Genomic DNA, 26676 nt, shown 5'->3' with positions numbered 1-26676 from the left:
CCTGGCTGGTTTCTGGAAATTTATGTGGGGGAGGGTCGTGGAGTCGATTAATGTACCGTGGAGTAAGTAGGCTCAAACTATCTATCTATTATTCCAGCGTCCATAAAGGGTGATCGTCTATTGCGCTGTATATCTTAATGTCATCTTCATTTATCTCAAGACGAAACAAACTTTCATTTGCGATTTGCTTAAATGCCTGTATATAGAATATGCCATCCAGCATATGAATGACAATTGGTACAATACTACGGCGGTCGATAAAAAGAGAATTATTCAGAAATCTGAATTTATTATTCTCAGTTTTGTCGTAATAAGCTCTGCTATATAACTTTTCATATATGTCGCTTACTGTCATATTTGGGTATTTTAATGACGTGAGAGGGACATGCCCTTTCACGTCATTAATTTTTTTATTTACCAACGGTTGTTGTAATTAGACCTGGCGGGTTTTTCTTCCCTGGGTTTAGCTTTACTTGCCGTGATTGCCTTTCCATCTATGGAAGCACCGTTCATTTCCTGAATAGCTTTTTCAGCTTCAGTATCATCTGGCATGGTAATAAAGCCGAATCCCCTGCTGCGATTGGTGAATTTATCAATAATCACATTTGCGGAACTAACAGTGCCGAATTTGGAAAACTGGTTAGTGAGGTCCTCATTAACAACATAAGGACTTAGGTTGGACACGTATATATCCATTTTGTACTATTTATTTATCAGTGAAAAATATCGATTGAGGTAATAATGCAGGTGGTAAAAAAGAAGGCTGTAAAGAAAACTAGCTTACTAATGCGTAAATCTCAATTGTAATCTTCTTAAAGGTATGGTTTAAATAGTTCTCTGCCTAATTTATTTATTTTCAAGGGGTATTTAAAGGGGCGTATAACGTTCTTTTTTCCCTGGCAATTCAAATATTTCCCCCCATATTTTTTTGAAATACAAGCTGTATTTAAATGTATGAGATAAGCCAGAATTCTGGTGCAGGCAGCGCCACCGGTATTTGTTAATGCGGTGATGCAGGTGCACCATTGGCTGGTGTAAAATTGAGTGCAGATTCATTCGTTGAAACTTCCTAATTTGAGCACAATAAACTTAATTCCATGCGGAAGCTAATTGAATTCCATATGGTTGTTCACCCGGTGATCGTAGGGGAGGGACGGCGCTTGTTTACTGAAATGTCCCTGCCTGAAGGTCTGGGATTAAAACTGGCAGCATCGAATACGCTGAATTGTGGGTGTGTGGCACTGCGATATGAAAGGATTTAAAATTAGGGTATACAGGAATTTCATGTTTAATAAAAAACAATTATGCCAATAAGTCATCGCTCCACATTATTAGTATTTCTGCTATTTTTTTCCCAATTCAATACCTTTTATGGGCAAACATATCATTCGGATGTAACTCCTTCCAGGAGGATTGTGAATATCGTCAATTTTATCCGGTTGCTGGAACCCCGTGATCCTGCTATCACTGAAGACGTACTCTACCAGACGGTCGTAAAACAGGTTGCATTGATGAAACAATACCATCTCGGAGGCACCTTTCTACTTCAATACGATGCGCTGATAGATCCCCGCTATCAGCGTTTACTTAAAAGCCTTCCCAAAGATCAGTTTGAAATTGGTGCCTGGTGGGAACTGCCACAACCACTCATAGAAAAAGCAGGTATTAAATGGAGAGGAAAATATGCCTGGGATTGGCATTCAGATATAGGTTTTTCTGTTGGCTACACGCCTGAAGAACGCGAAAAGATTATTGATGTTTATTTTAATGACTTCAAAAAGATATTTGGGTACTATCCAAAATCAGTAGCCTCCTGGGTGATTGATGCCCACTCCCTGAGTTATATGTATGATAAATATAAAATAGTGGCTTCGGCCAATTGCAAGGACCAGGTAGGCACAGATGGATTTACGCTTTGGGGTGGGTACTGGAACCAGGCTTATTATCCAAGTCGCATTAATTCTTATATGCCTGCCCAGCATGCTGAAAAGCAGCTTCCTGTGCCTGTATTCAGAATGTTGGGTAGTGATCCTATCCGCCAGTATGAAGATGGAGGTAAGGTAACAACACTGGAACCTGTATACCCATATGCAGGTGGCAATGAACAATGGGTGAACTGGTTCTTAGATATTTTTTCCAGTGATCCGGTGCTGGGTTTTAACTATACACAGGCAGGGCAGGAGAATTCTTTTACCTGGGCAGCTATGCAGAAAGGGCTGGAAATGCAGCTGCCAATCATCGCACGGTTAAAGCAGGAAGGAAAAGTACAGGTGGAAACGATGGCGCAATCAGGTCGTTGGTTCCGGCAAACGTATAAGGTAACCCCTTCAACCACCTTTGCCGTAACAAGAGATTTGGGGACCAGCAATAAGAAAACCCTTTGGTACAATAGCCGTTTTTACCGTGCAAATCTTTTATGGATGAATGGGCATTTGCGCATTGATGATATTCATTTGTTTAATGAGGCCGTACCCGATAAATACTTAAATAGTGTGACAAAGGTGAATCAGAGTTTCTTCTATACGCTACCTATAGTAGATGGGTTTCAATGGGGAGAACGTGATCATCCGGCGGGTTTTCGACTAATGGAAATAAAAGATGGCAATGAGCGGGAGGTAAGTGGGGGAGATCCGGCATTTAGTAATAAAGGACAAAGTACTGCACATGTTTCCTGGCCGGGTAATAATGGTAGTTTTGAAATCGATCTGCAGGAAAATAAGCTGATAATTACCACAGGTAAAAATAATACTGAGAACTGGTTTTTGGATCTTTATGTGTCTACAGGAGCGAAAACAGCTTTTCAACAGGTGGATAGTGTACGTGCAACTTATTCATTTGATGGTCATACTTATTATCTGGTGGTGACGCAGGGTAAAATGGAGACACTTACCATGGGTGGTTTATACCGGATTAAACCTAATCATGGAACGATTGTGTTGAAACTGGAAGATGATTGATCGCTTTCCGGAAGCAGGAAGAGGCCGTATCAGAAGTAAGATACGGCCTCGTTTTATTCGGTTACCTAATTGAGATAAGTAGTCCTTTATGCAATTCTGAAGAGGGTTATTTATTTTTGAGTTCATCCTCTTTCTATAAGCTTATTGAATATCTTTCACACCTGGTTCTGCTGTTCCATCATCAAAAAGTCTTGTAAAACCAGTGATCACCGCATCTTTCCGGACAAATTTAATCCTCAGATAATCCTTGTCTTCCACTGAGAATAAGTCCTTATCCATCGGAATTAAATGGTTTTTGGCACCACCTGTTTTCTCTAAATACAATTGTCCGTTCTCAATGAAAATTTTCCTTTCTCCGTAGGTACCGGTATAAACTTTAAGGCTATCTGAAGATACCGTCACCGGCGAGAGTTTAGCTTTTATAGTCATCAGGGCCCATTTAGCCGGAAAATTGTCCTCCGGAGCTTTAGTCAGGGCTTTTAACTGGGCAGTTAATAACGCATCCTTTGCAGGGACTGGCACATCAGGTTTGACACCTGTACCTTCCCAGTCCGTTTTGGTAATGGTACTGATAGACCTACCTTCCGGAATACTGATGATGAAGTGGTCGCTGGCTGCTATTTCTTCTACAGGATGTGCACCGCCTCCGGTCGTTTCACCAATGATGGTAATGCGTTTCAGATTTTGCAGGCTGTAACAGAAGTCTTCTGCGGCAGAAAACGTATTCTGACTGGTCAGTACATAGACATCTTTGTGAGGCATACGTTTACCCTGCACATAAGGAAGTGTCTTAAATTGGATAAGGGTATTAGTCGGGCGCCAGTAAATATCGGTCAATGGCTGAGGTTCACCTTCAAATAGGTAACTGGCAAGCAATTGCACCATATCTGTAGAACCACCACCATTCATGCGAAGATCTATGATGAGGGCATCTGCATTACTCAAAAAGTTCATCGCCATGGTGGCTGTTTCCCCGCCTTTGCCTGTTGCTTCAAAATAGCTCAGGTTGAGATAGCCAATGTTTCCATCAAGGATCTTTAACTCTTTGAACCCAAAGTTCCTGGACCTGGCCAGTTCTACATTGTCTTCCATAATGGGATGGTCCTGAACAGGCCGGGGATCATAATGTACACCCAGGTGTTTGTCGTGGCAAACGGCCCACAGGTCGGTTGTCAGGCGGTCTGCAAATGCATTTGGGTCTTTTATTTTGGCGTATTGCCCTTTTTCTGCATTTGAATGTAGTTGTTTGGACATTTGTTCTGCCACTTCCGGGTAAACATACAATGCCTTTAACTTTTGAGAGATAGAATCGATGATCCTGGATTTTTCAATGTTACCAAGATCCTGTGCCATTGCGGGTGCCGCGAATAATAAAAAGAGGTACGCTAAAGCCTTCATAATGTTCATTTATCGGAGACAATGTTAGATATAAATGGCATATATTCGTTTGTAAAAAACGGCCAAAATTTACATGAGTATTGTTAAAACCCGACCTGTACATCTGGGGAAATATATACAATGTTTTTACTCTGTTCTTGCAGTACAAGGTAATATTGCTATTCACCGCCGTCTTCCCGATGGTACACTGGACCTGGTTTTTAATTTAGGAGAGGCTGTCAGTTTGTCCCGCGATGAAGTAAAGTTTAACCTTATGCCGGCGGTATCTTTAACAGGGCTGTATCCCGACAAAAGTTTTCTTTGTTATGCAGATAAGGTGCATCTGGTAGGGGTTGTTTTTCAGCCTGGTACAGCGCATCTGTTTATAAAAGATAGTTTAGCGCATATAAAGGCGTCGACTTTAGATGCAGGGGATGTATTCGGAAAGGATATTTACTTATTACTGGAGCGTTTGGCAGGTTTCCCTTCAGAGATCCAGCGGCATTATTTTCTGGAAAAGTTGCTGATGAAATTTATAGGGGATTATCAGCAGGAGCATTACCAGCATAATATATTACATGCAGTGAGCGATATTCATGTGGCTGAGGGGAACCTGGATGTAAGTTTACTGCATCATGCGCATTTGATGAGTGAGCGGAATTTCAGGAGAAAGTTTGTTGATTTTGTTGGGATGAGTCCTAAGCAGTATGCAGGAATTGTCAGGATTAAATCCTTTAGTAAACGATATAAGTCCACAAGGATGAATTACAATGATATATTGTTCGATCTGGGATATAGTGATCAGGCACATTTTAATAAAGATTTCAGGAAAATAGTAGGAGCATCTCCGGGTATGTATTTTAGTGAGATGGATCCTTTGGCGGAGAATTTCTTACATCTGATTTAAAGGATGGGATTTTGAATTTGTAGATTTAACAGGGCATAAAAACGATAATATATTGATTGTTTATCGTACTTTGAACACGTTGATAAGAATCATATAATTCCTGTAATTAAACGGTTCTGTTCGCATTCAGTCCTTACCGATTTTAAAAAATCAAGGTGGCTTTCATAGCAAACTTATATAAAGAAATAAATTTTAATGTATTACATTTGTTTAAATTGTAATAATCAATTCGACGGTCAGTGATAGCAAGCAATCCGGGCGCATTATATCAAGAAATAATTTATGGATACATACCTAAATGCGGTAATCATCGGTAGCGGCAGCTATATTCCAACTTTACGGATCTCAAATGATGATTTCTTACATCATATTTTTTACGACAAAGATGGTACAGCCTTGTCGAAGACAAATAAAGATATCATCCAGCAGTTCGGCAAAATTACCGGTATAAGAGAACGCCGATATGTTTCGGATGATCTGGTTGCTTCAGACATCGCAGGACTGGCTGCAGAAGATGCATTAAAATCATCTGGTATTGACCCGGAAAGCCTGGATTATATTATTGTTGCCCATAATTTTGGAGACATCAAGGCAGACAACAGGCGCAGTGATTTTGTCCCTGCGTTAGCATCAAGAGTCAAACATCATCTGGGGATTATTAATCCTCTTACAGTAGCTTATGATTTGACATGGGGGTGTGCCGGATGGCTTCAGGGTATCATTCAGGCTGACTTCTTTATAAAATCCGGAAGTGCAAAGCGTGTGATGGTGATCGGTGCAGAGACTTTATCCCGGATCTGCGATCCTCATGATAGGGATAGTATGATCTATTCGGATGGTGCGGGTGCTGTTATACTGGAAGCTCAGCATAGCACGCTTCAGGTTGGCATTCTTTCCCATGTGTCAAAATCTTATACAGATGATCTGGCTTACGTGCTGGGGATGGGACGCTCATACAATCCTGATTTTGAAGGTGATGCACTGTTTTTAAAAATGAACGGGCGTAAATTGTATGAAAATGTTTTGAAAACAGTTCCATTGACAATTAAAGATTGTCTTGAAAAAGCTTCGCTCTCGATTTCAGACATTGATAAGCTGCTCATTCACCAGGCTAATGAAAAAATGGATGAAGCAATCCTGAGGGAACTATTTAGCATATATGGGGAAGAACAGCAAATACCTGTTGACATTATGCCGATGACGATTTCATGGCTGGGCAATAGCTCTGTGGCAACTCTTCCTACACTTTTTGATTTGATGATTAAAGGTAAGTTTGATAATCAGGTGGTCACTAAAGGAACGAATATTGTATTTGCCTCAGTAGGTGCAGGCGTTAATATGAATGCTGTAGCATACCGTGTTCCTTATTAAGTGATGGACAGGATTACGTCAGCATAGTGGCATGACAGCATGGATTTGCAGCAAGGGGCATGAACGATGATTAATAAGGGGCTGTGACTTCAAAAGATGTGAGGCACAGAACCTGATCGATAAAAATTTGAAGGAATGGTGATGGTGCTGAAGGATTGGGAGAATTTAAATTATTATCAGGGGAGTGGGAAAGGATTTTGTGAAGAAGATGACATAACTTTGATTTTTACAAATGAAAGTTATGAAAAGTGTTTCATTGAATGAACTTGATCAACGCTTCGCTTCCGGTTCTCCTCTGGAGTTAAGTGCCTTGTTGCCTCCGGGTATTCAGAATGAGATCGGCCACTTTAACGTGTTTAATTTGTCTAAAATCCGGCAGACTGTTCAGAACAGACCCACTGAACCTTATCAATGCCGCACTTACTATAAAGTCAGTCTATTGCTGGGTCATTCAAAAATTGAATATCCTGATAACACTATCATACAGCTTTCGCAGCCTACCCTGGTCTTTACCACGCCTAAAAGTCCTGTAACGTGGTTGCCACAGGAACGTCAGTCCGGGATGTTTTGTGTATTCACATCAGCGTTTCTTCATCCAACACGGAGTGGGGTAGTGCTGGATGAGCTGCCTATTTATAAATCGCCGGAACATCCTGTATTTCAGCTGCAGAAAGGGGATATAAAAAATGCAAAAGACATTTTTGAGAAGATGCAGACCACCATTGCTTCTACCTATGCATACAAATATGATCTGCTGCGAGCTTACACGCTTGAGCTCATTCACCTGGGCCAACAGTTACAGTCAAAAATAATGCTTCATCCCAATCACAGCAATTTTGCACGGACGACCTCCCTGTTTATTGAGTTGTTGGAAAGGCAATTTCCATTGGAAAATCCTCACCAGAAAGTAGAGCTCCGCGCTGCAAAAGATTATGCTGACAAACTATCCATACATGTCAATCATCTAAACAAAATATTGAAGGAAACCACTGGCCTCACGACATCTGCATTGATAGCAGGAAGAATTTTACAGGAAGCGCAGATCCTTTTGCGTCAGACAAACTGGACGATCGCTGAAATTGCAGATAGTTTGGGCTTTTCAGACTTTGCGCATTTTGCAAAATTCTTTAAGAATGAAACTTCTATTCCACCCGGGGCATATCGCGCACAAACCAAAAGTTTGAATTATACATAAAATGGATTGGTGCTGCCATTGTACATATTTATCGTTTGGCGGAATTTTGTACTGTTTTTAAATCAAAAATAGTACAGCATATGAGCTCTTCAAAAATTGCATTAATAACTGGCGGCAGCCGTGGTATAGGCCAAAATATTGCAATAAGCCTGGCACAGAAAGGCAACGATATCATCATTACATATCTCAGCAACAAGGCGAGTGCAGAGGAAACTGTAGGAGCTATTCAGGCACTTGGGCGCAAGGCTGTAGCTCTGCAGGTCAACACATCGGACATAAAAAGTTTCGATGCTTTTGAGCAGCAGGTAAGCGAATCATTGAACACCACATTTGGAACGACCCACTTCGACTTCCTGATCAATAATGCGGGCACAAGTCTTCAGGCGCCTGTTACAACTACAACTGAAAGCCAGTTTGATGAGATGATGAATATTCATCTGAAAGGGGTTTATTTCCTTACTCAAAAAATGTTACCGTTGTTGCAGGATGGTGGAAGGATTGTCAATATTTCATCTGCCGTATCGCGAATTTCTTATCCGGGAGTATCCGTGTATGGGATCATGAAGGGCGGAATGGATGTGTATACCCGATATCTGGCTGTAGAACTGGGCGCAAGGGGGATATCTGCAAATGTTGTGGCGCCTGGGGCCATCTTTGGTGGTGGTGCGATGGATGACAATCCTGGTATGCGCAAATTTGTGGAAGGAATAACGGCGCTGGGGCGTGTAGGTCTGCCTGATGATGTAGGTGGCGTGGTGGCTTTCCTTTGTAGTGATGATGCTAAGTGGGTGAATGGTCAGCGTATTGAAGTAACTGGTGGTGTGTCGTTGTAAATCTGGCAATACGTTTAAGCCTGAATACTGGTAAAAGAATCAGGGCGATCAATGGGTTTCATGAGAACAGGGGGTGGTAAACCGAGCCACCCCCTGTTCTGCGTGGCAGATCACAATAATTGCGGCTTCACAGACTGCCTTGTATTAATTCATCAGGGATTTCAAGACCTGCTTTTTCTGCCGCTGCAATATGTGCCTTTGCCTGATCCTTATCGATAAAGCCTTCTTCAAACAGGTATATTTGGGCCAGTTGAATATGGCCCCTGTCATAACCAGCCTCTATCGCTGTTTTAAAGTATCCTATTGCCGCTTTTATGTCTTTTGCTATACCTAATCCCTGCTGGTGAAAAATTCCCTGGTTAAACGCGCCAATTTCAGATGCATCTTTCTGGTAGTACCGGAGGGCGATTTCAAAATTTCCGTTTTCTTCATACAGGTATCCCAGCCAACCGTAATCCGGTTCTCCAAGTTTCTCTGCCTGGTGGTAGTGGTATAGTGCCTGCTCCGGGTCTGTATCATAAAGCAGAAATCCCAGGTTATTATGTGCCGCTGCCAGACCATCTTCCGCTGCCTGTTGCAATAGGTTAATGGCTTTTTCTATATCAGGGATCGTTCCTATGCCATTCTGATAACACAGGCTCAATCCATTGAGCGCATTTGTATTGCGGGCAGCAGCTCCCTTCCCATACCAGTAAAATGCTTTGTCATCATCTACATATCCCTCTATCATGTAATAAATATGCGCGAGGTTGTTCATCGCATAACCATATCCTTTTTCAGCAGCAAGCGTGTAGTGATAAATTGCTGACTGGTAATCCTGCCTGTTATAAGCATCTATGCCAATATTATACAATTCTTCAACCGGTGTGTAGACATCTATAACGGTTTCCTCATCAGGGGTTTTTGCATATGCCAGCAGCCTGTCACGCACTACCTTATCATAATAAAAACTGTAGCCATTACTTTCGGCGTCCTGTTGTACCAGATCTTTATTTGCTCTTGATATCCCATATTTATCTATAAGATAAACTTCCTTCCCCTTGATAGCCCAGGCAAAGCCCTGTGGAGGGGCTTTACGTACTATCAGGTCGAACTGCTCACCATCTTCAGTAAGACTGTAAAAACCATCTTTTAGTAGCATGAATACATTTTCATGCAACAGTTCTATTTTTTCATATTTGAAATCGATGATCACTGTTGCATCTTCCGCCAGTATACCCCAGTTTCCATTCTTTTGTGCAATGTATTGACCATTGTACCCGACTTTATTAATGTTTTCATATGTTGGTTCAACCACAACTTCTCCCGAAACGTTGATCAGTCCCAAAAGACCATTGCGCTGAACAATCGCCAGATAAGAATAATCAAAATCATAGGCCTCATCCCATTCCGGATGGACTATGACCTTGCCAGATCTGTGCACATAGCCATATTTCTGCGCCTTCATTACCACCGCAATATCCTGCTCACTGAATTCATAAAATTCATCAAATTGAGGAGGCAGCAATATTGCTCCATCAGCACTCTTTAATCCCCATAATCCATTCTCATAGTAAATTTCTTCTTTTCCCGATTCTTCATGGATGTGTTTCCATCCATAATTATAGTCCCCGTAGTTCAGCAGTTCAGCAAATGAATGAAAAGCCATGCTTACATGCTTGAGCTTGTTGTAAGACAACAGGGATATGTCGTTGTTGTCCATGGCACTGGTGATCATTGCATTGTTATACGCAATATCTGCCAGCCAGATAGCCGCCTGTTCGTTATGCGGTGTCTCATCCATATTGAATACGTTCCGGGCATCCATGCTAAAATAAGGCTGTTCCAGGCCGTCGAGGTATTTAAATAGCTTGTTTTTTGATGCTGTAAAGATGCTTTTATTGTTAATGAGAGACTTTGTAGCATCCAGAAAGTTGTAAAATCTTTTCAGGTTTTCGATACCGGGTTTGGCATCATAATATAAAATGTCATTTTCAATGAAGCCTCCACTTATTAACAAAGGTTGTAATAACAGTGGCATCTCATACTCCCATTCCATCATCATTATATCGTTCCTGTCTTTTCCTGAAGGGGAGTTGGTGTTACTTAAAAATACGCTGTGCGACATGGAGCAAAGGTAAGAATTCTTTACATGGGGCTATCATATAAGGTTAACAGCGGGAACGAACGCTTCCCGCTGTTAATTTAATATTTTTATCAGGTGTTAAATAACAAGACCTGGCAGGTCTGGAAAAGGCATCCTTAAAAGGAGGAGAAAGGGTAAGAGAACTAATGGATCATAAAGATCAGATCTTCATAATCATGCGCCCCTACGAAAACAGGAATTTCTGCCCAGGGAGCTTTTCCTTTGTTATCCTTAATGGTTTCAATCACGAGTTCCTGCACCCGGAGTATGACGAGATATTCCTGGAATTCGCATGCCTGCCGCAATTGATCGTTGCGGTAGCCTTCGGTTTCCATGTACTTTTTGTTGGCTTCCTGCAGTGGTTCAAAGCCTGTGATGGTAAGGGTTTTGGGGGCTTCTCCACTGAAATCTGCCAGCCAGTCGGGGGTGTCGCGGTTCATAAGTGATTCGTAAGCCAGTAAATGCAGGAACCACTGGTCGTATTGTGTGGTAAAACTATTCATTTCCAGGTATAGGGCCTTGATGTCCAGTTCTTCGTCTTCCGTCAGGATGGTATAAACATAGTTGAAATATGCTGTCAATGGTTTTTTTAGATGTAGCAGGTCTTTGCCGATCACGTAATGGAAGTCGGTTGGTGAAAGTTGGCCGAGCGTTGTTTCCGTTTCCCGGATCGCAGTTTCAATTTGTCCTGCCTGGATAAGGTCCTGAATTTGTAGCATGGTACAAAGTAACGTCATATCTGGTAAATGGGGGGATTTTTTCCCGGCTGTTTGGGTAATTAGAAGTTATGGAAGGGGTAATGTATTAATGATAAATATTATTTAACCCGTGGAGTCCAATGCTATGGCTTTTACTAATGAGCAAATAGAATGGACAATATTAGGTAGGAAGTCTGATTGTACAAATATCGAGCTATTAAGAAATGACCCTGGTTATCTCACGAACCAATGTGGATTTTTTTTCATCAGAAGGAAAGGTGAGAGCCGGTTTATTAGATACACTATTGCACAGAGATAAGGCATTTATTGTGATGGGCGCTTATGGGCGAGATATGATTTCTACCCTATTTAAGGCAAGCCGGGGTGAATCTGTACTGAAGGTAATTACTCAGGCAGTTTTCATCGCTCACATTTAGATATGAATATTATGAGAAATTTTTGTTTATAACTGATGCTATCCATAATGGGAGCATTTGGCAGAAGCCTGTTTTCATCAGTTATTTCCTTAAAATTTCGCTATTTTATCGCACCAGATCAACTCATTTTTTCTGTCATAAAAACAGGTTTTTAGATGTGTTCACCTGGATGTGTAATAAATATCGCCCCGTTCAGTTTTCTTATGATGTTTTCTGCACTGCTGTGGTTGAAAAAACGTGAAATTCCGTTTCTTCCATAAGCGCCAAATGTGCTTATCAGCTCAGGTCTTGAATGAAGATATGATTGCAGCGTATGGCCTACAGCACCGGAGAGTATTATTTGCCTGGAATGTGCTTTGTAAGATTTGAGGTATTCCTGTAACTGGCTTTCGTAGGGGATTTTTTGATTATTATGTTCATATTCGTAAACAATCTCACAGTTCTTCTCGATGAGGTGTGGGAAGATGGCGGCAAAAGCTCTTATAGCATACATAGATGAATAAGTACCATTGTAGCAGCATGCAACCCCAATTACAGACGGTGGAATATCAGGTAATACGATTATGGGGCATTGTGCCTGTGTAAGTATGTTTTTTACAAAAACTGTAGGGTTTCCGTCATATATAACCGGAAAAGAAAGCTCCCTTCCGATAATGAGCAGGTCAGCAAAGCGGCTTTCCAGGATGACACTGTCTGCCGCTATGCCCATAATGTTTTTAATGGTGCAGGTAATGTTTTTTTCTTCGCATGTCTTCTTCAATTTTGTTGTATTGTCCTGAATCAGCTGTTGTTTTTCTTTTTCAGACTTGTACAGGACATCATAATATTTTCCTGCAAAGGCTTCAATACCACCTGTGGTCAGCAGGGAATTAATATTGGCAGTATCTTCTATCATCAGAATTGTAAGGTCATTTTCTACCATGTTTAAAATATTTGTAATTGCAATCAGCTGTTCTTCCTTATAGTTTACAGCATCAATTACAGCGATCGTCTTTTTCATGATTTTATTTTTTTAGGTGAGGAGCTATGCCCATTTAACATATGGCATATCTGTTTTGTAAATCATTGAATGGTATCTTGCATAGATTCTGAATGCGAATTTGTATTCACCTGAATATTGTAATAATACTTCGGCATTGAACGTTGATTCATTGTTCTGCTGATGGCACAACTGGAGTGTTTTCCTGAACAGCATGTCTGTGTCAGGATGTTTAAGTGTAAATAAGATCTCTGCGCCAATATCGTCTGATTTTAATATGCCTGTATCAATGGTAATGGAGGTGTGTAATTGTTCACCTGCTTTTCCTGAAAGAACCTGTTGTTTATCTGGTATTACTTTTACAATTTTAATGCTATCCCATCCATTCCGTATTTTATCTTTCCATTCTGCAAGGTGTTTTACCAGTTGGTAATTGTTCATGCGGAGGACAATGGTGTGGTCTTTCAATTTTTTATAGATATAATTATATTTTGACAGCATAGTAGTCATGGATATAGCCTGCCCTGATCTGGTCATACTGTTTTTTATCATGGCTACCCAATTTACTGGTATGCCATTTTCATTCCTTTTATAATAGAGCGGAATGATCTCGTGTTGAAGCATGTTGTATATTTCTTCAGCATCCAATGAATCCTGTATTTCCGGATTTGTTGCGTCTTCTTTTAATGCCCAGCCACAGTCTCCGGCATATTGTTCTGCCCACCAGCCATCACGGGTACTAAAATTCAATACGCCATTGATGAGGGCCTTCATGCCACTGGTACCGGAAGCTTCTTTGCCTCTGACAGGAAAGTTTAGCCACAGGTCAACTCCTTGTACAAGCATACGTGCAATGTCCATATCGTAGTCTTCAAGGAAAATTATATGTGGATCACTGGTATTGGTATGAATATGTTGTAGCATACGGAGACCATCTGTGTCTGCAGGATGTGCCTTACCTGAAAAAATTATTACTACTGGTTGCCGGGTATTTGAAATAATTTGTCTGAGCCTGTCCATGTTCTGAAATAAGATATCAGATCGTTTATAACCGGTTATGCGTCTGGCGAAGCCAATGCATAATGTGTCGGGTTGCAGCAGTTCTGTGATGGCATTAGTTTTCTCCTGTGACTGATGGTGACTGGATTGTTGTTTATCCAGCAGGGATCTTAATGATTGAACGAATTGTTTTTTAGCATTGAGTCTGAGTGCCCAGATCCGGTCATCCTGTATAGTAAGTATTTTCCCCCATGGTCCATTGCCTGTTTTGATGTCAATGCCGCATTCCTGTAGTAGGTGTTGCCATTGTTCTGCTGCCCAGGTAGGTATATGAATACCATTCGTGATGTATGTAAGTGGTAGTTCATCAGGCTGGATATCTTTCCATACAGCATGGAGCAGACCGGCTGTGACATATTGATGTATACGGCTTACTGCATTAATTTCCTGTGCAGTTCTGGCAGCCAACGTGAACATTGAAAATTCTTCGTTGTCGTTTGAAGGGTTTGTTTTTCCCAATTTCATGAACTGTTGCCAGCTGATAAAATAGTTCTCTTGCAGACCTGAAAAGTATTTATGCAATAGTGGTTCGCTATATGTATCAATTGATGCTGCCATAGAGGTATGCGTAGTAAATAACTGGGAGGCTTTTACTATTTCGAAAGCTTCTTCAAAGGAAAGGTGGTTGTCTTTTATTACATTACTGATACGTTCCAATGCAATAAAAGCAGCATGCCCTTCATTGCAGTGGTATACATCAATTGGGAGACCCAGCGCCCGGATTAACAATACACCTCCGATGCCTAATATTATTTCCTGTTGCAGGCGTTGTTCTTTATCTGAAGGGTAAAGCCGGGAGGTGATAAGCCTGTCCTGTTCATTATTTGTAATAACATCCGTATCCAGCAGGAATAGCGATGTTTTATTTATTTGTATCTTCCATGCCTTTACGTGTATTGGCCTTCCGGGAAAGGTTATAAGTAATTGCAATGGTTGGTTATCACTGTTTTTTACTTCTTCAAGTGGATGTTTGGCAGGGTCTTGTTGGTCATTAATTGCTGACTGTATGCCTGTATCGGATAATTGTTGTCTGAAAAATCCTTCCCTGTAAAACAGTCCTATTGCCATAAGTCTTACATTCATATCACTGGCGGTCTTTAAATAATCTCCCGCCAGTATGCCCAGCCCACCTGAATAAATTCTAAAGGAAGATTCAATGCCATATTCCATACAGAAGTAGGCAACAGTAAGGTCGTCGTCGCAGTTATCATAGCCGGATAACCGGCAGGTATTCAACGCAGGTGCTGGTGTATTCGAAATATGAATTTCTCTCCATGCAGGGACTGATTCCTGAAAGGAAGAAACATCTGCGGGTAACGTGCGGGGTTTGTTTCTAAATAAGTCTTCTCTTTGCTGGCTTTCCTCCAGGGCAAGATGATATGCCTGAAAGTAATGTTCAAGTAGCGCGGGCCATTGATAATATTTACTGAGCTGCAATGCGCTTTTACTCAACTCTACCCTAAGTGGGAGAGGAGTGCCTGCGAACTGACTGATATATCCGGCCAGCTGGTCTGTAGCAACATCATCGCTGATATGTTTTCTTGGCAGAATAAAAAGGCCTTTTCTTTCAGCAGGGTTCAGCTGGTTGACTGACTGACCAAAGCCAGACAGATCTGTGGTGACGGTTGGTATTCCGTAAGCCAGGCTTTCCAATGGGGTATATCCCCATGGTTCATAGAAGGAGGGAAATATAGCGAGATCAAACCCTTGCAGGAGGTCATAATATTGCATATTGAATACACCGTCATTACCATCCAGGTAAACAGGGGCATAGATAATGCTGATATTTGAATGGTCAGGTATATTCAGATTGTTTTGACGCAGCAGTTGACATATGTCATCTCTTTCCGGTGCATATGGATGATGGGTTGCTACTTTTAATGTCGTATCCTTTGTTTGTTCATTTAGCGGCACATGGGCTGCAGGGATAAAAAGGAATGCTATTATTTTGAGTGGAAGTGGTTGTTTTTTTAGCGTGCCTATTGCATTTATGAAGAGGTCAATACCTTTATTATGAAATTCATACCGGCCACTTTTTATGATGAGCAGGGTATTGTCAGGCAAAGTTTCCTTTAGTATATCAGCTGCGACTGATAAGAGCTTATGACGTGAAATGGTTTTTTGATTTTCGGCTATGGGTAATACCTGAAAACCATTGGGTGTAATGATATCTGGTGTTTTGCCAAGGAAATAGGTGCATTCGCTGGCAGTGATATCACTTACGCAGCAAAAGCAATCGGCAGTGTTGGCGGCTGTTTTTTCAAGAGAATGTTTGGCGGTCACCTGGTATGTTGCAGCCTGTTCATCAGGTATGATCTGATTTATTGAGGCATACATTGGAATTCCGCTGCCGGACAAGGTTCTGCCCAGTACGGTAGCATGGGTGGTGAAAATTGTGGCTATCTGCGGAATGTTTTTTTCAAGATATAAAATACCTGCGCCGGTCATCCATTCATGAAATTGCGCCACTATTTTATCAGTAGCATTAAGGTGTAACTGGTAGTAACTGGCTATAACATTTCCGGCTGCGTAACCAAACAATGCGGGATCTATGTAGTCCCATTTTCCTGTGATGGAGTCGAGCCTGTATTTTTCCCATAACGCTCCAAAAATTTCATTTTTTTTATCGTAGAAGGTGGTGAAATCTATAAGGATAACCAGTGGAGATCCGGCTATATCCCATCGTCCGGTTTTTATTTTAAGCCCTTCTGTGGCGGCTTTTTCACTCCATACCTTAAACAGGTTTTTATCTTCAATAAAGCCTGTATTTTGTCCATCTCGTTTTAGGAGATCAGGACCTATGAAAATATAATGGTCGCCCAGTTTTTGTTGTAAGAAGGATGCTTTTGTGCTGATCACTGTATAAATACCACCTACCTTATTGCATACTTCCCAGCTTATCTCAAAAAGATAATCCGGGAATAGGAGGGGTGTTTGGGGAGGTTGCATAAGTTTTGTACATATGTGTACTCTAAGTTATAACTTATTATCCGTGTAAAAGTTGATGATGGTTAGCTGATGGTGATCATTTTGTTGTTAATAGTCATCTTTTATAATGATGATCATTATCATTTTAGTGAATGATCAGGTGTAATTTAGGAGTAGATAATGAACGCATAGGAAAGGGAATAGTTACCTTCAGGATAATGTATGTACTTATCAGCACTTATTATATGTTGAGTCTGGCTTTAGGGTGGGTGGTATGAGTGAAATTATAATTGTTATTGAGCGAAGGCATCATTATGGTGGTGGGCTGTGGAATTAATTGATAATCCGGGTGAGTTTTTCAGGTGCAAGCAGGAATAGATCACTACCTTTCATTTCAATCAGCTTTTCTTTTTCAAAATCACCCAGGGTTCTGATAAAAGATTCCTTTGCAACACCTGCAACTGCGGCCATGTTTATGCGGCTGATAGAGATGGGTATTAAATGGTCGCCATCGGGATTAAATTTTTTGTACATAGCAAGCAGGGCTTCAGCGGTTTTTTTCCTGAGGGAGTTATAGGCGATTCCTAAGAGTTGTATTTCTTTTTCCTTAATGTCTTTTGCTAATAACCAGATGAATTGTTGTGTTAATTGAGGGTAGGTATTGAGGATTGTGTAAAAATCATCTGCTGGTATAACAGCGATTTCAGTTACTTCCATAGAGGCGGCAGAATCTTTGTATTGTTCGTGACCCAGGAGGGAGCAGTACCCTAAAAAGTCGCCTTCGTTGTATAGCCCGGTTATGAGTTCTTTTCCATCATCATTGGATTTGAAGCTTTTTACTTTTCCTGTTATAATGAAGTACAAGGCAGCAGGTCTTTTACTTTCTTCATAAATAGTTTGTTTGTTTTTGTATTTATGAATGTTGCGGTCTTTTACAAGGAGCGAAATAATTTCTTCAGTGGTTAACATTTTTTCTTTGTGGATGATAGGGTGAATCTTGTTCTTATTCAATTGACATTCAATGGAAGTTAGTAATTCTCCGGGGTCAAAGGGTTTTATAATATAATCATCAGCACCCAGATCCATTCCTTTTCTTATATCATTTCTTTCTGATCTGGCTGTAAGGATTATAAAAGGGATCTGGTGAGGAAGTTTCCTTGCATTCAGGAGTTGTAGCACACCATATCCATCCAGGATGGGTATGGTTAGATCGCATAATATAAGATCGGGATTGTGTGTTTCTGCCAGTAATATACCTTTTTTCCCATTTTCTGCTTCAATTACATCGTATTTGGCTAATTGCAGTATTTCGGTAATATTTTCTCTTATTTCAGTATTGTCTTCAATAATGAGTATAGTCGCCATTAGTAATGGATTAATTTCATTAACAATAAAAGCGGTCTAATATATTCACCATCTGCATGTAATAGGTAAATACTATCGTTGAAATGGCCTCCTGTTATAATATATCTGCAGATGTAATTTCTATTATTAAATCCTGAAAGGTCTGAGAGGAATGAATTTCATATTTGCGCTTATATGAAACATGGATTAAGCGGATCATTGAAGAACTAAGATAATCATAATTAATCAGATTATCAATTAATTATGAATTTAATTCGGCATCTTAAATCCGTGATAAGATTGAAAATTTTCATGAATACATATTTATATATTATTATTTTTTGGGGGAGTAAGGAATTACCTTAATATTTTATTATCAATTTATAGAATGATGCTGATCATTTTTTTGAGATTAATTGGCTGTCAATACCAGTAGGTTTGTTGTTATACCGGATCGTCAAAAATAATTTTGTATGGATAATAATAGTGAATTTGGGATTAAATTCTGGAGTCTTACAAAAGAGGAAGTATTTAAATTGGTATCTGGAGGAGAAGATGGGCTTAATGATGAGCAGGTTGCTCAGCGTTTAGAAAAGTATGGGGCTAACAGTTTAAGGGAAACCAGTCAGAAAACTTCTTTTCTATTGTTTCTATCTCAATTTAAAAGTCCAATTACGATCCTTCTTATTGTGGCCGCGTTACTATCATTGTTTTTGGGAGATGTGGTAAATACAATTATTATATTGATCATTTTATGTATCAGTAGTATATTAAGTTTTTGGCAGGAAAACGCAGCGGTAAATGCAGCAAAGGAATTATTAAAGATGGTGCACCTGAATTGCACAATATTAAGGAACAGACAGAAGCGTGAAGTGCCAATAGAGAATGTTGTTCCCGGGGATATTATATATTTAACAGCAGGAGATATTATTCCTGGAGATAGCAAAATAATCGAATCGCAGGAACTATTTGTAGATGAGGCTGCGTTTACTGGTGAAACCTATCCTGTTGAAAAGACTTGCGGGATATTACCGTTGGATACTCCATTGTCTCAAAGAAGCAATACATTGTTAATGGGCGCGCATATAATTAGTGGGAAAGCGACTGCAATTGTTGTTAAAACGGGTAGGCAGACTGAGTTTGGTAAAATTGCCGCGGGTTTATTACAAAGAGCTCCTGAGACTGATTTTGAAAGGGGGATCCGCAAGTTTAGTTATTTACTGATGGAAATAACACTGCTATTAATATTAACTATTTTTGCTATTAATGTTTTTCTACACAGGGATGTACTTGACTCTCTATTGTTTTCCCTGGCCCTTGCTGTAGGGTTGACACCACAACTGCTTCCTACCATAATCAGTGTTAACTTATCAGCGGGTGCGAAGAGAATGGCCACTAAAAAGGTAATTGTTAAGCGATTGTCTTCAATAGAAAATATGGGTAGTATGGACATTCTTTGTTCTGATAAATCCGGGACAGTTACTGAGGGACATGTTAACTTAAAGGATACATTGGATAGTGCTGGTGTACATAGCGAAAAAGTATTAGAATATGCCTGGTTGAATGCATCAATGCAGCAAGGGTTCCGGAACCCTATTGATGAGTCAATTTGTAAGGCATGGCATGGCGTAAATGCTGGTTTTGCCGTAATATCAGAAATTCCTTATGATTTTATCAGAAAGCGATTAACAATACAGGTGGCGCGTGAAGGAGAAAACCTGGTGATAACCAAAGGTGCTTTAACTGTTATGGTATCTATATGCAGTCAGGTTGAGAGGAAAGATGGCACATTATTATCCATGAAGGAAAGTCAACCTGCTATTCTACAGCAATACGAGCAATTTAGCAGGTTGGGATTCCGTACACTGGGGCTCGCTTATAAACGGCTGAATGTGGGGGAACCCTTTACAAAGGCGGAAGAAAATGATATGATCTTTCTAGGATTTATTTTATTATTTGATCCACCCAAGGAGAATGTGTCGGTTTTGATCGGACAGTTAAATAAATTGGGTGTCAGGCTCAAAATTATTACCGGGGATAATGCGCTGGTTGCAAATAGTCTGGCGATAGAAATTGGTATTGTGGATCCTAAAATTGTCACCGGTGCCCAATTACAAAAAATGAGTAATGCTGCATTATTACATGAGGCACCATTAGTAGATATTTTTGCGGAGGTTGAGCCAAATCAGAAAGAAAGAATTGTGCTTAATCTGAAAAAGGCGGGACATGTGGTAGGCTTTGTTGGAGATGGAATAAATGATGCGTCAGCTTTGCATGCCGCGGATGTTGGAATTTCGGTTGACACCGCGGTAGATGTAGCGAGAGAAGCTGCTGATATCGTATTATTAAGCAAAGGGCTGGATGTATTGACAGAAGGTATAATTGAAGGCAGGAAGACCTTTGCTAATACGATGAAGTATATTTTTATGGCTACAAGTGCCAATTTTGGGAATATGTTTAGTATGGCAGGTGCTTCTATATTTCTGAATTTTCTACCGTTGTTACCTAAGCAGATCCTGCTTACCAATTTATTGACAGATTTACCGGAGATGACGATATCACTTGATAAAGTAGATGATTTTGTTATAAAGTCGCCGCAGCATTGGGATTTAAATTTTATCAAGCGATTTATGATTTTTTTTGGCTTGCTCAGTTCTGTGTTTGATTATATTACGTTTGGTATTTTATTGAATGTATTGCATGCTGACGAAAAGCAATTTCAGACAGGTTGGTTCATTGAATCAGTTATTTCTGCTTCGTTAATAGTATTGGTTGTGCGTACGCCGTTACCATTTTTCAAAAGTTTACCTGGAAGGTATTTAACTATAGCTACGGGTTTTATTGTTTTATTTGTATTGGTTTTCCCGTTCACGCATACTGCTTTCTGGATGGGGTTTGAAAAATTGTCAATTGGTTATTATGGTTGGATGTTGTTGGTTATTTTGGGGTATATAATGTCAGCTGAATTGTTGAAGAAGTGGTTTTACAGGAAGGTGATGAATAAGTATTATTGATGTTCTGCACCTACGGAACATATACCTTTGATTTCAATGCCAGCTGCACTTTCTTTGGCAGATTTGATAATAAATGATAACCGGTTGAATCTTCAATCGCTTTCACAGAGGTAATATATTTCCTCCAGCTGTTATCAATCGATTTATCATTATTCGGTGTATCGATAGCTACGATAGTAACATTGCTGTTACAGAGACGTTCCAGGTCATTATCACCGGCAGGAATAACCACTACCACTTTCCAGATGCGGGTAGGTACTGTCACCTTCCCCTGATCGATTGTTTTCACCTTGCCCTTTGATCCGGTCCCACCAGTGCCATAGCTTCCCATAATGATATAGCATTCATTGCCGTGGCTCACGAGTGTGTTTCTTGTATATTCCTCAAAGCCAGCCCATGTACGCTTGTTGTTCCTGGGCGCCTGTGGAATCATATTACTCATAAGAAAGGTAGATTCGTTAGCGCTGGTATTATTGGTACGGTCACCGGAAGGACAGTTATGTCCGCGGTCGAAACCGGAGCTGATATAGTCGGTGCCTTCTACATGATAAAAGTTGCGTGGTAACTCAGGATCTTCTCTGAAGTTATCAGTTCTGTAAGTTTTGCCAAGATCATTGGCATCCAGATGCCAGCTTACCCAGTTAGGAGTACCGCGCTGACTGTTGTAAGACGCAACATAATAGGTTCTGTCTATAAGATAATTGTTGACAAGCACCATACATGGCTGTGCATCAGACGGATTGCCCAATAATAGGTGATTGTTATCGCTGGTGTTCTTTACGTGTGTATCACAATTTTCGGATGATGAAGGTACAATTGTCCGGGAGGCGGTTGTACCCTGAGATGACTTTGTGGTATTGTGGGAAGATTTTGTTGTATTGGTTTTTTTAGGCTTATCCGGCGTCTTATTTCCTGATGATTCTCTCAGCCTTACACAAGTTATAAATACTATCAGCGCCACTGTAACGGCGAGGGATAATAATTTTTTTTCTTTCATTAGTTGGCTTGTATTAGAAATTTGAATGATGGTATGTGATGTGAAATTCCAGTTGCTGTCCTTAGGATAGACGAGGATATGGCGTCAATATGGTGTGATGGTAATTCCTTTTTGTGGCATATTATTCTTTAGTGTTCACTTCTTTGGTACAAAGAAAGTTTAATCGTTTAAGTTAATTTCGGGCTGCAATATGCGATAATTTCTGCGAATAAACATTTCCTTTTTAAGAATATGATTAATTCCCATTGCTGGCATTGGTTCCATGCGAATATAAGCCCATGGAACCAGCTACAGTCTACCATTTGTATGTTCCTCTTGGAGCAATGCCATAGATCCATCCCCCTTCAATTAGCCAGTTATCCGTCTTCAGGCTTGTATATATTCCTTCAACAGTTGTTGGCTGCATTCTGTTATCCTGCATGTTGACAAAACAGGTATTGAGTAATCACATAAGAAGATTAATACTATTGAAGATCGAATAGATGTAAAAATCCCGTTGAATTGCAGGCAACAAAAAAGGGTATTCTCCGTAAGAATACCCCTTCCTTTTATTCTCAGAAATGTTTGAGATTATTGCTGCTCAACCGGATTATTATCCTGTATCCATTTGTTCATGCCGTCTGAAAAATTCAGTACATTTTTAAATCCTTCCCTTGCCAATAATGAATAAGCGATTGTAGAGCGGTCGCCGCTCTGGCAATGAATCACAACTTTTTTTTCCCTGCTGATCTTATTCATATTTTCAGGCAGGTGGCCGATAAATAAGTTATTCGCTTTGCTGATGTGTCCGGACTTGTATTCTGTCGCACCACGCAGGTCTACTATCTGAATATCATTATTAGAATAAAGTTCCTTAAACTCATTAATGGAGATCACGGTTTCCTGTTCTGGTAGACCTCCGGCATTTACCCATTCATTTATGTCCGGAATATAGCCGTAAATGTTGTCCAGGCCAATTCGCATTAATTTTCTGGTCAGATCATCCAGTTCATTGGGATTAGCTATTAACATAAAAGGTGTATCATAATCCAGGAACCAACCAGCCCATGTATTAAAGGAGTTATTTGCCTGGATATTGATACTGCCGGGAATATATCCGGTGGCAAATATGCTTTTGTCTCGTGTATCGATCAGTTTGTAACCTTTCTTTAATGCAGATAATAGTTCGTTGTTGTCGAGCGCTTTAATGATGGGGACCTCTGTCAGCAATGGGCGGTTTACCTTATTGAGCTGTTTCATCTTTGCAAAATATTTTGGTGGTTCCGGTTGATCTGCCAGCAGGTATTTTACAAAACCTTCTTCATCTTGTTGGAATTGGAAGGCCCAGTTTCTTATCATTTCATAGCCTGTAGTAGTAGAAGGTACAGAACCAATGGCTTTCCCACAGGCAGAGCCGGCACCATGTGCAGGCCAGACCTGTACATAGGGCGGTAATGCAGCAAATTTTTTCAGCGAGATAAACAGTTGATGAGCGCCGATTTCCTGGGTGCCTATCAGACCAGCAGCTTTTTCGAGCAGATCTGGTCTGCCTATATCTCCTACAAAAACTAAGTCACCAGTGAATAGCATTATTGGCGCATCGCTTGCTGGTTTGTCAGTCAATAAAAAACAGATGCTTTCAGGTGTATGTCCGGGAGTATGTAGAACCTCAAATTTAAGATTGCCCAATTCTATGATGCTACCATTTTTTACGCCTGTATGATCAAATTCATATTGCCAATCCGGGCCTCCTTCATCTGACAGGAACATTTGAGCACCTGTCAGTGATGCCAGTTCACGGGATCCCGAGAGAAAATCAGCGTGAATATGCGTTTCAAGGATATGGGTAATATTCATCTTTTGCTGTTGTGCAATTTCCAGGTAAGTATCCACATCCCTTTTAGGATCTATTACAGCAGCTATACCAACTTTCTGACATCCAATAAAGTAACTGCTCTGAGCCAGGCTTTTATCATAAATGTGCTGAAAATACATGGTGTTTAGTTTTTCTTTTTAATGCAAAAATGTATCCTGTTTTTACATTCAGTGATTAGTTTAGACGATCTGATCATTTGTGCTTTCCTCTGCAGGATAGTACTTACGTTGGGATCTAGTATGAGCAAGGATCACCCAATAAAGAAAGAGGCTGCCTCCCTTTTGAGACAGCCTTTTCCTTTTAATCTTTTAACCCGAGTTTCGCTTTTACCTCGGCATAATCGGACCAGTTTACCGAAGCCGCCGATCTTGCCTCAGTATTGCCGGGCACGATCATGTACCGGTATTGTTGATACTTCTTACCATCATTGGCCAATGTGGTACCCACGTTCGCATTGGAATACAACTGAATCTTCTGTGTGTAAGCTGTGACGTCGATGTAAATACCTGATCTGGCATTATAAGGCAACGGAAAAATGACAGGATCACTTGCATCATTAGTGTTGACGTATACTTTTACATCTGCGGTACTCAGCAGTGCCTGGGTGAGTTTTGGTGCCTCAATAATGGCATAGAAGCCTATCGTATCAATACTACCGTTAGCATTATGTATGGTGTCGGGCTTATACGTCACATCCAGCCATTCGGAATAAATTACAGTGCCGGAGGAGCTATCACCAGCGGGTCCAGCAGGGCCAGCAGGACCTGTAGCGCCATCTTTACCGCAGGATATCATGAAGATAACAAACATTAGTCCGGACAGTACGGATAATAGGGGAATTAGACTACGTCTTTTCATATATAAGTTAGTGTTAGGGGCATGAAGGTTAAGGATTTCACACCTGATTTTGATTTATGGGGAGCCAAGGTACCAATTTTTCTTAATACTATCAGCAGATCAGTTACCCCTGACTTTGTTGCGTTTTTGTTTAATGCCCTTGTCTATTTATTTATCCTTAAGAGCGGAATTAATAGTGTCAATTAGTTGCTGTCATCTATTCTTTATCGAATTTCTCAAAGGTGGTTGGATCAGTATCATCTAACCTGGATGCTTAGTTAAGACAGTTCTCTAAAATGTGCATAGGAAATTGGTTTAGGGTTCATAGGGGGAATTGTGCCACCATTTGATAGCGATGAAAGATGCTGCAATTCTGCATGTGGATAGAACAGATAAAAATGGTATTCGTGGGAATAAAAAAACCTTACAAATCGATTGTCTATAAGGCTTTTAGTGGTCGCTGCCGGTAAGTTTTCAAATCAAATATTATTGATTATTGACAGATTGTCTCAAGTAGATCGATAATTATAAAATTTCAAGCCAGGAGATAGGATCGGTAGATACCTTCCAAACTAATTCTTCTACTCAAAAACATAGGGGTTCGGCTAATTAATTTTGGCAGTGAATTTTTGGTGATGCAACTTACGACTGAAATTTATTTTTAGTTACCCTTTAACGTCTCACCATGACCCAAAACTCAATTTTTATTCTGCTGTACGCAACCATTGCTTTAGCATCCTGCCAAAAGAAAGAAACCGAAAAGCTAAGTAGTAACAATTTGATTGCGAGTAGCAATGCTACCCTGAGCTCTGAATTTTTCAGATATTATTACAAGGGTTCCAGTAATAATAATTACAATGTCTACAGCGGTAAAAGCAATAATGGCATTAACTGGACATCCAGCCTCATTAACAATGGTGAAACAACCCAGGGCAGCCCTGCTGCGACTGTCTTCAACGGCGCTATTTATGAATTTCACAGGGGAAAGACAAATAATAACCTGTATTATACTTACAGTGCTGACAGGGGAGATTCCTGGGCTCCGGCTGTAGTGCTGGGAAATAATGCCAGCACATCTGGTGATGCCTCTGCATGTACTTTCGGAGGTCGAATGTTCCTGGCATATCCAAGTCCTACTTTTGTTCTCGGCAACAATTCAACTCCTATCTATTATTCTTACAGTTCAGATGGACAAAACTGGACGGAGGTGAGTTTACCTTATACATCCTATGGTGATCCATTTATATTTACTTTTGGCTACGGGATCAATATCCTGTATTGCAGCACCCTTACTCCGGCTCCTGCTTTTACCATTTTATCGTCTTCAAATGGAATAACCTGGACAAAGGGTTCACAGTTGAATTTTGGGTTTTTCCGCTACTCCGCAGCAGCACAAATTAACCCAACTCCCCCTAATTCAATTGCAGCGACTATCATTGGGATGGACCTGGATGGCCAGCTTAAAACTACGTTTTCCTACGATCTGGTTAACTGGACTACACCTGCCCAGATCAAGACTGCATCCGGACAGCTTGCATACACATCCAGAAGACCTTCTATCAGTCCTACTGGTAGTGTAGCAATTTACAAAGCTAAGACCAATACCAATATTATTTATGCTCTACCATCTGCTGACAGGTATATAGAGAAGGCAAATGCAAATGGGACTACCAACGAATCGCCTTATTTAATAGAAGTTCCCTGAACTAATTGAATAAAAAAGAAGATGGCGTCTCAAAAGTAATTGAGGCGCCATCTTTAAA

The 26676-nt window shown here is 40.4% G+C and carries 19 protein-coding genes; 8 read left to right on the top strand and 11 right to left on the bottom strand.

Translation table 11 applies throughout. The annotated features are described in order from the left end of the window. Positions 1–88 precede the first annotated feature (88 nt). Together QQL36_RS27270 and QQL36_RS27265 are read right to left on the bottom strand one after the other, a co-directional pair. A complete protein-coding gene (locus QQL36_RS27270; protein WP_083727709.1) occupies positions 89–355 on the bottom strand; it encodes a hypothetical protein in 267 nt (88 codons plus the stop codon). Between the two features lie 59 nt (positions 356–414). Beyond that, positions 415–696 carry an RNA-binding protein gene (locus tag QQL36_RS27265; RefSeq protein WP_320574781.1) on the bottom strand — a complete coding sequence of 94 codons (282 nt, stop codon included), beginning with the start codon at positions 694–696 and terminating at the stop codon, positions 415–417. 401 nt (positions 697–1097) lie between these two features. Here QQL36_RS27265 and QQL36_RS27260 point away from each other — a divergent pair, with 401 nt between their 5' ends. Together QQL36_RS27260 and QQL36_RS27255 are read left to right on the top strand one after the other, a co-directional pair. Continuing rightward, positions 1098–1262 (top strand): hypothetical protein, encoded by a 165-nt coding sequence (locus tag QQL36_RS27260; RefSeq protein WP_321567444.1) that lies wholly within the window; start codon positions 1098–1100, stop codon positions 1260–1262. A 42-nt stretch (positions 1263–1304) separates the two neighbouring features. Beyond that, positions 1305–2957, top strand: coding sequence for a hypothetical protein (locus QQL36_RS27255; protein ID WP_321567443.1), 1653 nt, complete (start codon positions 1305–1307; stop codon positions 2955–2957). A 141-nt stretch (positions 2958–3098) separates the two neighbouring features. On the opposite strand, the gene QQL36_RS27250 is transcribed toward QQL36_RS27255, so the two are convergent. Beyond that, a complete protein-coding gene (locus QQL36_RS27250) occupies positions 3099–4355 on the bottom strand; it encodes a S41 family peptidase (RefSeq protein ID WP_321567442.1) in 1257 nt (418 codons plus the stop codon). Between the two features lie 73 nt (positions 4356–4428). On the opposite strand from QQL36_RS27250, the gene QQL36_RS27245 reads away from it, so the two are divergent. The 4 genes from QQL36_RS27245 to QQL36_RS27230 all read left to right on the top strand — a co-directional run bounded on the left by QQL36_RS27245 (position 4429) and on the right by QQL36_RS27230 (position 8640). Continuing rightward, the gene (locus QQL36_RS27245) at positions 4429–5241 is read left to right on the top strand and encodes a helix-turn-helix domain-containing protein (protein WP_321567441.1); all 813 of its coding nucleotides are present in this window, start codon (positions 4429–4431) and stop codon (positions 5239–5241) included. Positions 5242–5523: 282 nt separating this feature from the next. Continuing rightward, complete coding sequence (locus QQL36_RS27240) at positions 5524–6612, top strand: 3-oxoacyl-ACP synthase III family protein (protein ID WP_083727653.1); 1089 nt, start codon at positions 5524–5526, stop codon at positions 6610–6612. Positions 6613–6853: 241 nt separating this feature from the next. Further along, positions 6854–7807, top strand: a complete 954-nt coding sequence (locus QQL36_RS27235) for a helix-turn-helix domain-containing protein (protein WP_321567440.1) — start codon at positions 6854–6856, stop codon at positions 7805–7807. Positions 7808–7887: 80 nt separating this feature from the next. Then, on the top strand, positions 7888–8640 hold the full coding sequence (locus QQL36_RS27230; RefSeq protein ID WP_321567439.1) for an SDR family NAD(P)-dependent oxidoreductase: 753 nt from the start codon (positions 7888–7890) through the stop codon (positions 8638–8640). Positions 8641–8767: 127 nt separating this feature from the next. On the opposite strand, the gene QQL36_RS27225 is transcribed toward QQL36_RS27230, so the two are convergent. The 5 genes from QQL36_RS27225 to QQL36_RS27205 form a co-directional block, all read right to left on the bottom strand. Then, complete coding sequence (locus tag QQL36_RS27225; RefSeq protein ID WP_321567438.1) at positions 8768–10747, bottom strand: SEL1-like repeat protein; 1980 nt, start codon at positions 10745–10747, stop codon at positions 8768–8770. Positions 10748–10908: 161 nt separating this feature from the next. Further along, the gene (locus QQL36_RS27220; protein WP_321567437.1) at positions 10909–11484 is read right to left on the bottom strand and encodes a hypothetical protein; all 576 of its coding nucleotides are present in this window, start codon (positions 11482–11484) and stop codon (positions 10909–10911) included. Positions 11485–12051: 567 nt separating this feature from the next. Continuing rightward, positions 12052–12900 (bottom strand): hypothetical protein, encoded by an 849-nt coding sequence (locus QQL36_RS27215; protein ID WP_321567436.1) that lies wholly within the window; start codon positions 12898–12900, stop codon positions 12052–12054. 24 nt (positions 12901–12924) lie between these two features. After that, positions 12925–16887 (bottom strand): alpha-glucan family phosphorylase, encoded by a 3963-nt coding sequence (gene glgP, locus QQL36_RS27210; RefSeq protein ID WP_321567435.1) that lies wholly within the window; start codon positions 16885–16887, stop codon positions 12925–12927. Between the two features lie 312 nt (positions 16888–17199). After that, positions 17200–18231: a response regulator gene (locus QQL36_RS27205; protein ID WP_321567434.1), complete on the bottom strand. Its 1032-nt coding sequence runs from the start codon at positions 18229–18231 to the stop codon at positions 17200–17202. A 452-nt stretch (positions 18232–18683) separates the two neighbouring features. Between QQL36_RS27205 and mgtA the strand changes: the two genes are divergently transcribed. Then, positions 18684–21224, top strand: a complete 2541-nt coding sequence (gene mgtA / locus QQL36_RS27200) for a magnesium-translocating P-type ATPase (RefSeq protein WP_321567433.1) — start codon at positions 18684–18686, stop codon at positions 21222–21224. Between the two features lie 10 nt (positions 21225–21234). Here mgtA and QQL36_RS27195 read toward each other — a convergent pair whose 3' ends face one another. The 3 genes from QQL36_RS27195 to QQL36_RS27185 form a co-directional block, all read right to left on the bottom strand. Beyond that, the gene (locus QQL36_RS27195) at positions 21235–22221 is read right to left on the bottom strand and encodes a DNA/RNA non-specific endonuclease (protein ID WP_083727633.1); all 987 of its coding nucleotides are present in this window, start codon (positions 22219–22221) and stop codon (positions 21235–21237) included. Positions 22222–22791: 570 nt separating this feature from the next. Beyond that, a complete protein-coding gene (locus tag QQL36_RS27190; RefSeq protein ID WP_321567432.1) occupies positions 22792–24195 on the bottom strand; it encodes a rhodanese-like domain-containing protein in 1404 nt (467 codons plus the stop codon). A 181-nt stretch (positions 24196–24376) separates the two neighbouring features. After that, positions 24377–24934, bottom strand: a complete 558-nt coding sequence (locus QQL36_RS27185; protein ID WP_143709042.1) for a hypothetical protein — start codon at positions 24932–24934, stop codon at positions 24377–24379. A gap of 664 nt (positions 24935–25598) precedes the next feature. Here QQL36_RS27185 and QQL36_RS27180 point away from each other — a divergent pair. Beyond that, positions 25599–26618 carry a sialidase family protein gene (locus tag QQL36_RS27180; protein ID WP_321567431.1) on the top strand — a complete coding sequence of 340 codons (1020 nt, stop codon included), beginning with the start codon at positions 25599–25601 and terminating at the stop codon, positions 26616–26618. Positions 26619–26676: the final 58 nt, after the last annotated feature.

The organism is Chitinophaga sp. LS1 (genome assembly GCF_034274695.1).
Taxonomy (GTDB): Bacteria; Bacteroidota; Bacteroidia; order Chitinophagales; family Chitinophagaceae; genus Chitinophaga.
This window is presented reverse-complemented; position numbering and strand designations above follow the sequence as displayed.

Bases quoted from the DNA above. Each gene is read 5' to 3' on its own strand.
- mgtA (WP_321567433.1), top strand. From the start codon at position 18,684: ATGGATAATAATAGTGAATTTGGGATTAAATTCTGGAGTCTTACAAAA.
- QQL36_RS27265 (WP_320574781.1), bottom strand. From the start codon at position 696: ATGGATATATACGTGTCCAACCTAAGTCCTTATGTTGTTAATGAGGAC.
- QQL36_RS27240 (WP_083727653.1), top strand. From the start codon at position 5,524: ATGGATACATACCTAAATGCGGTAATCATCGGTAGCGGCAGCTATATT.
- QQL36_RS27250 (WP_321567442.1), bottom strand. From the start codon at position 4,355: ATGAAGGCTTTAGCGTACCTCTTTTTATTATTCGCGGCACCCGCAATG.
- QQL36_RS27180 (WP_321567431.1), top strand. From the start codon at position 25,599: ATGACCCAAAACTCAATTTTTATTCTGCTGTACGCAACCATTGCTTTA.
- QQL36_RS27220 (WP_321567437.1), bottom strand. From the start codon at position 11,484: ATGCTACAAATTCAGGACCTTATCCAGGCAGGACAAATTGAAACTGCG.
- QQL36_RS27185 (WP_143709042.1), bottom strand. From the start codon at position 24,934: ATGAAAAGACGTAGTCTAATTCCCCTATTATCCGTACTGTCCGGACTA.
- QQL36_RS27255 (WP_321567443.1), top strand. From the start codon at position 1,305: ATGCCAATAAGTCATCGCTCCACATTATTAGTATTTCTGCTATTTTTT.
- QQL36_RS27235 (WP_321567440.1), top strand. From the start codon at position 6,854: ATGAAAAGTGTTTCATTGAATGAACTTGATCAACGCTTCGCTTCCGGT.
- QQL36_RS27245 (WP_321567441.1), top strand. From the start codon at position 4,429: ATGAGTATTGTTAAAACCCGACCTGTACATCTGGGGAAATATATACAA.
- QQL36_RS27270 (WP_083727709.1), bottom strand. From the start codon at position 355: ATGACAGTAAGCGACATATATGAAAAGTTATATAGCAGAGCTTATTAC.
- QQL36_RS27190 (WP_321567432.1), bottom strand. From the start codon at position 24,195: ATGTATTTTCAGCACATTTATGATAAAAGCCTGGCTCAGAGCAGTTAC.
- QQL36_RS27230 (WP_321567439.1), top strand. From the start codon at position 7,888: ATGAGCTCTTCAAAAATTGCATTAATAACTGGCGGCAGCCGTGGTATA.
- QQL36_RS27225 (WP_321567438.1), bottom strand. From the start codon at position 10,747: ATGTCGCACAGCGTATTTTTAAGTAACACCAACTCCCCTTCAGGAAAA.
- QQL36_RS27260 (WP_321567444.1), top strand. From the start codon at position 1,098: ATGCGGAAGCTAATTGAATTCCATATGGTTGTTCACCCGGTGATCGTA.
- QQL36_RS27215 (WP_321567436.1), bottom strand. From the start codon at position 12,900: ATGAAAAAGACGATCGCTGTAATTGATGCTGTAAACTATAAGGAAGAA.
- glgP (WP_321567435.1), bottom strand. From the start codon at position 16,887: ATGCAACCTCCCCAAACACCCCTCCTATTCCCGGATTATCTTTTTGAG.
- QQL36_RS27195 (WP_083727633.1), bottom strand. From the start codon at position 22,221: ATGAAAGAAAAAAAATTATTATCCCTCGCCGTTACAGTGGCGCTGATA.
- QQL36_RS27205 (WP_321567434.1), bottom strand. From the start codon at position 18,231: ATGGCGACTATACTCATTATTGAAGACAATACTGAAATAAGAGAAAAT.